This window comes from Paenibacillus sp. TSM33, from assembly GCF_056099025.1.
In genome coordinates, this window is record NZ_JBLZXB010000014.1 from 67,104 (window position 1) to 77,824 (window position 10,721).

Here is a 10,721-nt window from a genome sequence, read left to right on the forward strand (position 1 = left end):
AAATCAGGAAGTCATAAGCGCAGTCGTGAGTTTTTGCCCCTTTCAGCCTAGAATTACGCTCCTAACCACGCTGCAGTAGCTCATACGTCTCATATTATCGATACCCTCAAGCCAAGATTCAGACAGCACAGATCACGACACACTACGTTGTTAACATTGCGGCAACCATTCTACAACCCACCACCAAGATGCACTTACAGCATAATCCAAAAATGTTCCCATTCCATGCACATATTCATCCATCCAGAATCAGAGTTTTTTCATCATGTTTGTCCAACTAAAAAAAGCTTGCACTGCGAAAGTGTGAAAAAAGAAGATTATAACAAGTATGCGCACTCAGATCTTAATGGTATATCAGGAGTGGTCGCTTTTGCCGACTTCCATTGGCAATTCAATGCCGGAGAAAAGACTCGCATGACCGTTCCTTGCCAAGGGGGAGGTCATTTAAGCAGAGTTACTTTTACCCATATCTATTTTGCGAGGAGAGATACGTATGACTCAGCACAATGTTCAATTGTTTACATTAAGCCAGCCACAGCAACGTATTTGGTACACGGAGCTTGTGTATCCCAATCGCAACACGTCTACGATTATTACCACTGTTAAAATCAAGGGAAGAGTTCGCATAGATGCATTGCAGCAGGCAATGAACCAGGTTATTGCACAAAATGATTCTTTTCGTATCAAAATCACGATTCGGGACGGCATTCCCTATCAATACGTGGAGCCGTTTGCTGCTCAAAACATAGAAACCCTCCAGGTTACCCAAGAGGAAGCAGAGCTATGGGTGAGCCACCATAACGCACAGCCATTCCCCTTACTGGATTCGCAGCTGTATCGGTTTGTAATTTTGCAGCTGGGGGCAGAAGATACCTGGTTTAGTTTCAAGATGCATCACATAATTTCTGACGGCGTTACGATGGAGCAGGCCATTAATGAAATTACGGGGAACTATATGAGTATTGTTCATGATACAGGTTCAAATACGCCGGCTCCAGCGAACTCATATCTCGATTTTATTCAGACGGAGCAAAGCTACGAGCAATCAGAGCGCTATCAAAAGGACAAGATGTACTGGACGGAGAAATTTGCCGACTTGCCGGAGGTTACAGGTCTAAAGTCGTACAATCCGCTCACGGTAAGCACGGCTGCACGCCGAGAGGTTTATACACTGGAGCACGAATTATATCGTGGTGTCACGACTTTTTGCGAAGCGCATAATATCAGTATTTTTACATTTTTCCTAGCTGCTCTGTATATCTATTTACATAAAACGACAGGTGAACAAGATTTAACCGTTGGTACATTGTATGCTAACCGCACGTTAAAGAAGGAAAAAAATACAATGGGCATGTTCGTCAGCACTGTGGCTACACGTCTGCAAGTTGAGCCGGAATCCGAGTTGCTCACTTTCCTGCACGGGGTAGGCAAGGAGCAGGCGTCCATTCTGCGGCATCAGCGTTATCCGTATAACAAAATCATGCAGGATTTGCGTGAACAGCAAAGCGGCACAGATATTGGCCGCCTGTTTGGCGTTACCATTCAGTACCGTACGCTGAGCTTCTCTCGTTTTGATGAAGCTATTCAGCAGGTACATACTGATTTCTGCGGAGATACGGTGAGCGACTTCGATATTGCCATGATAGACATGCTGGATGACGATAAACTTGTATTGCAACTGGATTATCGGACTGAGCTGTTCAGCGAGCAGGAGATTGCCCGAATGATTCACCAATTTTTGAGTGTGGTAGAGCACATGGTGAAAGGGCCACAGAAGCGGATTCAGGAGTTGTCACTGATGAGTGACGAAGAGCGGACTCAAATTATGGATGTATTTAATGCGACAGCTGTCCCTTTTCCACACGATGCGGGGATTCATGAGCTATTCGAGGAACAGGCAGAACGTTCACCGGATCAGACAGCGGTTATATTTGGAAATCAAAGTCTGACTTATCGGGAACTGAATGAACGGTCGAATTCATTGGCACACATACTTCAGGCAGAGGGAGTAGGACCTGACAAGCTGGTCGGCTTGATGGTGCAACGCTCCGTGGAAATGATTGTAGGTCTGCTGGCCGTTCTAAAAGCAGGCGGTGCTTATGTGCCGATTGATCCCGAATTTCCGTCATCTCGTATTGAATACATGATGGAAGACAGCAAGGCGGCAGTGCTTCTGACCAGTCGTGATCTGGCAGAAGAGCACCCTTGCCATGCCAATGCCATATTTCTTGAGGATGCGGAATTGTATCAGGGAGAAAGCAGCAACCTGGGGTTGATTGCTGGCCCAGATCATTTGGCTTACGTCATCTATACCTCTGGATCGACCGGAAATCCAAAAGGAGTTATGCTCCAGCATCGCTCGGTCCTCAACTTTATTACAGGAATGCGCAAAGTCATTGACTTTGAAACGAGCCAAACGATGTTGTCACTGACGACCATTTCATTCGATATTTTTGTCTTGGAAACCATCTTGCCGCTGTTGGGTGGAATGACGGTTGTGCTTGGCGACCACCAGCATCAGGTGGACCCTCAGGCGCTTGGTGAGTTGATTGTCCATCATTCTATTGATATGTTGCAAATGACACCATCCCGGCTGCAGATGCTGCTGGATCATGAAGCAGGTTCCCACGCGCTACGGGGCGTGAAGGAAATCATGGTGGGAGGTGAAGCTCTTCCGTCCAAGCTGCTCGCAGCGCTGCAAGAAATAAAGGGTCCCCGTATTTATAACATGTACGGACCTACAGAAACGACGGTTTGGTCGACTGTACAGGAACTGACACATGCTCAAGACATTAATATAGGACGTCCCATTGCGAATACCCAAATATATATCCTGAATGCAAGTGGGGAGTTGCAGCCAGTCGGTACACCGGGCGAATTATGTATAGCAGGGGAAGGCTTGGCTCGTGGGTATTGGAATCGCGAAGATCTGACGGCGGAGAAATTCGTGCAAAATCCGTTTGCCGGAGGCAAAGCGGGCTATGAACGGATGTACCGTACAGGCGATTTGGCGAGATGGACACTGGACGGCAATATTGAATATTTGGGACGGATGGATCACCAGGTTAAAATCCGAGGCTACCGGATCGAACTGGGCGAGATCGAATCACAGCTATTGCAGATGGAGTCGGTACGTGAAGCGGCCGTCGTGGCCCGTGCGGACGAAACAACGGGCCAAAAACAAATGGTGGCGTACTATGTGGCCAATCAAGCAATGGAAGCTAGTGAACTGAGAAGTGAGCTGGGACGAGAGCTACCAAGCTATATGGTGCCGTCGTATTTCATTCAGTTAGAGCAGATGCCGCTGACACCGAACGGTAAAATCGACCGCAAGTCCCTGCCAGCACCGGAAGGCAGCCAGCAAAGCGGAGCGGATTATGAAGCGCCCTATACCGCGCCGGAACGGGCACTCGTAACGATCTGGCAGTCCGTCTTGGGCGTGCCAACCGTCGGTATTTTGGACAATTTCTTTGACCTGGGCGGCGATTCCATCAAGGCGATTCAAATCGTATCCCGTGCGTTCCAGGCAGGCTACAAGCTGGATATGAAGGATCTGCTTCGGTGTCCAACCATCGCAGCATTGGCACCGCAGATGGCAAGTCGTATGGCAGATCAGGGAGAAGTGAGCGGGGAAACGGCATTGCTTCCGATCCATCATTGGTTTTTTGAACAGGAGCATGTAGATGCGCATCACTTTAATCAGGCGGTTATGCTGCACCGGGAGCAGGGCTTTGACGAAGTTGCTTTGCATCAGGCGCTAATCCAGTTGGCGGAGCACCACGATGCATTGCGGATGGTGTTCAGGAAGACCGAGCAAGGCTATCAAGCGTGGAACCGTGGAATACAGGAAGGCGAGCTGTATCATCTAGACGTGCTGGATTTTAGGAATTTGACGGATGAAGCCCTCCTGAGCGCGACGATTGAGGCGAAAGCAACTCAAATTCAAAACAACATAAACCTGTCCGAAGGCCCATTGGTGAAGCTGGGTCTGTTCCGTTGCACTGATGGAGACCATTTGTTGGTGGCGATCCACCATTTGGTGGTCGACGGCGTGTCTTGGCGTATTTTGCTGGAGGATCTGGCATCCGGCTATGAGCAGGCTTTACGGGGCGAGTCTGTCCGCTTGCCGAATAAAACGGATTCCTTCCGCCTGTGGGCAGATCGGCTGTCAGCTTATGCGAACAGCACTGCGTTGGAGAAGGAACGGGCGTATTGGGAGCAGGTGGAGCGAGCTGGTGCTGCACAGGAGGCATTGCCTAAGGATTACACCCGTAAGTCTCAGGCCAAACCACAGCTTCGCGATGATCGTACCCTGACCGTAGCGTGGACGGTCGAAGAAACGGAACAATTCCTGAAACAAGCCCATCGGGCCTACAATACGGAAGCAAACGACCTGCTGCTCACCGCTCTGGGCACGGCCGTTCAGGAGTGGGCAGGCATCGGTCAGGTACTTGTAAACTTGGAGGGACATGGACGGGAAGCCATTTTGCCGGATATGGATATTACGCGCACGATCGGTTGGTTTACCAGCCAATTCCCGGTGGTCCTGGATATGGGCGAGGACCGGAATGTGGGACAACGTGTCAAGAACGTCAAGGAAGAGCTACGTCGTCTGCCGCATAAAGGGATTGGATACGGGATTTTGAGATATCTTGCTGACAGGGCAGAAGAAGCCACTTTTGTGGTCGAGCCGGAAATCAGCTTTAACTATCTCGGCCAATTCGATCAGGATTTGAAGCAGAATGCACTCCGTATGTCTCCTTATTCCGTCGGAGCTTCTATGAGTGACACGTTGGCCAAGCGGTACGCTCTGGATATCAACGGCATGATCACGGACGGTGCCCTGGAACTGACGATCAGCTACAGCAACAAAATGTTTATAGAAAAATCAATTAAAAAGCTGGCGGATTTGCTGCAGGAGAGCTTGCGTGAGGTGTTGGCTCACTGTGTGGCCAAAGAGTTGCCGGAGCTGACGCCAAGCGACTTGTCCTTCCAGGGACTGACAGCCGGAGAGCTGGATCATATTGTAGAGCAGACAGCTGCTGTCGGGGAACTGGAAAACATTTATTCGTTAACGCCGATGCAAAAAGGCATCCTGTTCCACGGCTTCATGGAGCCGCAATCCGGGGCATATTTTGAGCAGGCGACATTTGATCTACAAGGCCGCTTTCAAGTGGAGGCTTTTGCCGAAAGCCTAAACCAGTTGGTGGAGCGCCATCAAATATTCAGAACAAATTTTTATAGCGGATGGAATGAGCAGCCTTTACAGGTAGTGTACCGCCATAAAGCGGCTGGATTCCGTTTTGAAGATATACGTTCAATGGGACAAGAAGAGCAGGACGCGTACATTGTCGATTTTGCTGAGCGCGACAAAGCCGAAGGCTTTCATTTCAGCTCAGGCGAGCTGATGCGGGTATCTATTTTACGTACAGGTGAGGAGTCGTACCGTTTTGTGTGGAGCTTCCATCATATTTTGATGGACGGATGGTGCTTGTTCCTGGTTGTCGGGGAAGCGTTTCATACGTACTTTGCCATCCTCGAAGACCGCAAGCTGGAGCTTGCCCCTGTAACACCCTACAGCGAATATATTGAATGGCTGGATCGGCAGGACAACGCGGAGGCAGAACGGTTCTGGCGTGATTATTTTGCGGGCTTTGAGCAGCAGACCGTATTGCCGCAGGTCAAACAGCTGGACGGTCACGCTAAAGCATATGAAGCGGACAAGCTTTCATTTACACTGGGCCGTGAAGTGACGGAGCGGATGAACAAGCTGGTTAAGCAAAAGCAAGTGACAGTCAACACACTCCTGCAAGCAGCGTGGGGCGTTGTGCTGCAGCGGTATAACAACAGCCCGGATGTGGTATTTGGCAGTGTCGTATCCGGCAGATCAGCAGATATTCCGGGCATCGACAAAATGATTGGGTTGTTCATTAATACGGTTCCTGTACGAGTTCATAGTGAGAAAGAGATGACGTTTGCTGGGCTGATGAAGCAGCTCCAGGAGCAGGCACTGGCTTCCCGTGCCTATGAAACTTATCCGTTGTATGACATTCAAGCTCTGACCGATCAGAAGCAGGACCTGGTGAACCATATTATCGTGTTTGAAAACTACCCCGTGGAACAGCGCATGGAGCAGATGGGCAGCCGTGGGACGAATGGCTTTACGATTACCAATGCTTCCATGTCAGAGCAAACAAACTATGATTTCAACATTACGGTGGTGCCAGGCGATGAAATCCATGTCCATTTGGAGTACAACGCGCGAGTGTTGGAACGCACAGCTGTAGAGCAAATCCGTGAGCATTTGCTGCATATGATTGAAGAAGCGATTCACAGACCAGATGCGCTGGTGGATGAGCTTGAATTGGTGATTGCTGCGGAAAAAACGAAAATTATTGATGGTTTTGGTTCCGTGGGCGTAGCAGCATGGACTGATAGTGCGAAGGAAGCAGCAACGCTGTTCCACGCCTATGTGGAAGAGCAAGCGCAGCTTGTGCCGGATCATGTGGCAGTGATATACGAGGAGCGGCAGCTGACGTACCGCGAGCTGAACGAGCGTGCGAACCAAATGGCGCGTAGATTGCGGAATGAGGGCATTGGACGCGAGTCGATTGTCGGTATTTTAAGCGAGCGCTCGGTGGACATGCTGGTCGGCGTATTGGCGGTGTGGAAAGCCGGAGGTGCATATGTACCACTGGATGCGGATTATCCGTCCGAACGTATTCGGTTCATGCTGGAGGACAGCGGCGCGACAGTGCTGCTGACGCAAATCGGCTTGCAAGAGCGTGCACAGGGTTGGCTGGAGGAAAGCCGACAGGTCTTGGCTGGAGGGCAGACTGAGGGCGAACTGGAAACAGTGGCTGGCGCTGAGACGATGGAAAGAGACCGCTTGAATGATGGCATAAGCTTGAAATCAGATTCGAAGTCTGACATCAAAGTAGCATCCGAACCGGTAACAGGGCTGCGTTTGCATACTGTATTGGCGCTAGACGATGAATCGCTGTACACCGGGGATGTCACGGATGTTGAACCGATCAATGAACCGCAGGATCTGGCGTATGTAATCTACACGTCCGGTACAACGGGACGACCGAAGGGCGTCATGATCGAGCATCGCAGCTTGGTGAATACAGCTGCGGCGTATCGCCGGGATTACCGTCTGAACCAGTTCCCGGTCCGACTGCTGCAACTGGCCAGCTTCTCCTTCGACGTGTTCGTCGGGGATATTGCACGGGCGCTTTATAACGGCGGTACGATGGTCATCTGCCCGAAAGACGACCGGATTGATCCAAGCCGTCTGTACGGATGGATTCGCGATTATCAAATTACCGTGTTCGAATCCACACCAGCCTTGATCGTACCGTTTATGCAGCATGTGCATGAACACGGACTGGACATGAGCAGTCTGGAGCTGCTGATCACCAGCTCAGATAGCTGTAGCGTGACGGACTACCGAGTGCTGCAAGAACGGTTTGGTGCGGATATCCGCATCATCAACAGCTATGGCGTCACGGAAGCGGCGATTGACTCCAGCTTCTACGACGAAGAGCTGTCGAAGCTGCCAAGCAGCGGGAATGTGCCGATTGGTCAGGCGTGGCTGAACGCCCGCTTCTACATCGTGGACAGCCAGCTGAATCCGGTGCCGATCGGTGTACTGGGCGAGCTGTGCATCGGGGGGCTCGGGGTCGCACGGGGATACCTGAACCGTGCGGAACTAACGGCCGAGAAATTCGTAGCGAATCCATATGTACCGGGTGAACGACTGTATCGCACCGGCGATTTGGCGCGGTGGATGCCGGACGGCCATGTGGACTTTATCGGCCGGATGGACTACCAGGTCAAAATCCGGGGCTACCGGATCGAGCTGGGCGAGATTGAAACCGCGATCCAGCGGATACCGGGTGTGCGTCAAGCCGTAGTCATCGACCGGACGGACGAGCGTGGGCACAAGTATTTGTGCGGATACCTCACGGGAGAAACCGAGCTGCGGATCGAGGAAGTAGAGGCCGCACTGGAAGCAGGACTCCCAGCGCATATGGTGCCTGCACGTCTGATGCGTCTGGAGGCCATCCCGCTGACCAGCAACGGCAAAATCGACCGCAAGGCCTTGCCAGAACCAGAAGGCAGCATCCACACCGGAGCAGCCTATGTGGCACCACGAACTACGGTAGAACAGGTATTAGCTGCGGTATGGGCCGGAGTACTGGGTGTCGAAACCGTAGGCACGCAGGATAACTTCTTTGAGCTGGGCGGCGATTCAATCAAGGCCTTGCAAGTATCATCTCGCTTGCTGCAAGCAGGTTACCGATTGAACATGAAGGATCTGTTCAGTCATCCAACGGTAGCATCGCTCAGTCCGCTGCTTCGTACCGATGGCAAGATGGCCAGTCAGGAAGAAGTCGTAGGCCAGGTGGAACTGACACCTATTCAGCGGTGGTTCTTCGAGCAGCAGCCAGTTGACCTGCACCACAGCAACCAGGCGATGATGCTGTACCGAGCCGGGCGCTTTGATGTTGACGCGCTACGCCGTACGATGGACCGTATGGTCCAGCATCATGACGCACTGCGCACGGTATTCCGTGAGACGGAGCAGGGTTATGTCGCTTGGAACCGCAGTGTAGAGGAAGGCGAGCTATACACGCTGGATGTTGTAGATTTTGGCGGAGTCGAAGACGAATCCACCGCTGTTGAAGCTAAGGCGAGTGAAATTCAAGCCAGTATTCATTTGAGCAAGGGTCCGCTGGTGAAGCTCGGTCTGTTCCAGTGCGCGGAGGGCGACCACTTGCTAATCGTCATTCACCATTTGGTTGTGGACGGTGTATCCTGGCGTATTTTGCTGGAGGATTTGGCATCTGGTTATGAGCAGGCTGTTGCAGGTCAAACCGGCACAGCTATTCGGCTGCCGCATAAGACAGATTCCTTCCAGGTATGGGCCAACCAGCTGTTAGCCTATGCCAATCAGGCGACGATGGAGCGGGAGCTTGCCTACTGGCAGCATATCGAGCAAGCCGAAGCAAGCCTTGCGAAGCCTTTGCCGAAGGATTTTGCCAATGACAAGGCACGGCTCGGAGACAGTGAGGTGGTCACGGTTCGCTGGACGAAACAGGAAACCGAGCAGCTACTCAAACAAGCTCATCGCGCATACAACACGGAAATGAATGACCTGTTGCTGGCTGCGCTCGGAAAAGCCGTCTATGACTGGTCTGGTTCTGAACGAGTGCTGATCAACCTGGAGGGCCATGGACGGGAAGCTATTGTACCGGATGTGGATATTACGCGCACGGTCGGCTGGTTTACGAGCCAATTCCCGGTTGTACTGGATGGAAGTCTGGGACAAGGGGGACATATCGCTCGCCTGATCAAGCAGACCAAGGAAGGGCTACGTCATATTCCGCAAAAAGGCATCGGCTATGGGATTTTACGCTACCTGTCCGATATGAACGTGCTGGAAAAAGCAGGCGTGCAGTTACAGGCTCAGCCGGAAATCAGTTTTAACTATTTGGGTCAATTCGATCAGGACTACAAAGGCAATGATCTACAGCCTTCCGCCTATTCCATTGGTGTGCCTGTCAGCACGAATGCGGCTATGGATTTTGCGCTGGATATCAATGGAGTCATTGAGGATGGCGAGTTACTCTTTACCATTCGTTATGGCACAACGCAATTCCGTCATGAAACAATGGCACGGCTTGGAGAACTACTGGCATCCGGCTTGCGAGAAATCATTCATCATTGCGTCACCCAAGAGAGAACGGTGTTGACCCCAAGTGATGTGCTGTTAAACCATGTCACGCTGGACGAGCTGGAGCAATTGGTGGAAGATACGCGGGATCTGGGCGATCTGGAAAATGTGTATGCTTTGACGCCGATGCAAAAGGGGATGCTCTTTTTCAGCCTGATGGATGAGAACTCGACGGCTTATTTTGAGCAGGCTACCTTTGAATTGAACGGGCGTTTTGATGTGGTTACTTTCGGCAAGAGCTTGGATCTGCTCGTACAGCGTCATGAGGCATTGCGGACGAACGTTATCAACACCTGGAAGGATGAGCCTGTGCAGGTCGTTTTCCGCCATCGCAGCGGAGAGTTGTACTATGAAGACCTGCGCGGACTAGAAAAAGAGGAACGAGAAGCTCGGGTGAAGGCTTTTGTCCTCGAGGATAAAGCGAAAGGATTCCGCCTCGCAGAGGATGCGCTCATTCGTGTCTCGATTTTGCAAACCGGGGATGAAACGTACCACTTTGTTTGGAGCTTCCATCACATTTTGATGGATGGCTGGTGTTTGTCCTTTATGACCCAGGAAGTATTCGGCAGCTATTTGGCACTGCGTGCAGATCATGAGCCAGCGCTAGAGCCTGTCACGCCGTTCAGTCGATTTATTGAATGGCTGGAACGTCAGGATCGTGAGGCAGCCTTGCAATACTGGCGTGGGTATCTGGCGGACTATGAGCAGCAAATTACGCTTCCGCAGCAAAAAGCACAGCCGAAATCGATGCACACCGGGGAATATGTCGCTGAAGATCTGGATTGCGAATTCCAGCCAGAGTTGGTTGCGCAGATCGAACGGGTGGCAAAACAAAATCAGGTCACGATCAACACGCTGATTCAAACCGTATGGGGCGTTCTGTTGCAGAAATATAACAATAGTACGGATGTCGTGTTCGGCAGCGTTGTGTCCGGTCGTCCAGGGGATATTCCAGGCGTGGAGCACATGATCGGGCTAT

Annotated in this window: 1 protein-coding gene; it reads left to right on the plus strand. The window is 51.5% G+C overall.

Annotated features, from left to right (window positions below; translation table 11 throughout):
- Positions 1-493: 493 nt before the first annotated feature.
- On the plus strand, positions 494-10,721 hold a 10,228-nt coding region (locus ACN6NF_RS12010), incomplete at its 3' end, for an amino acid adenylation domain-containing protein (RefSeq protein ID WP_474317911.1).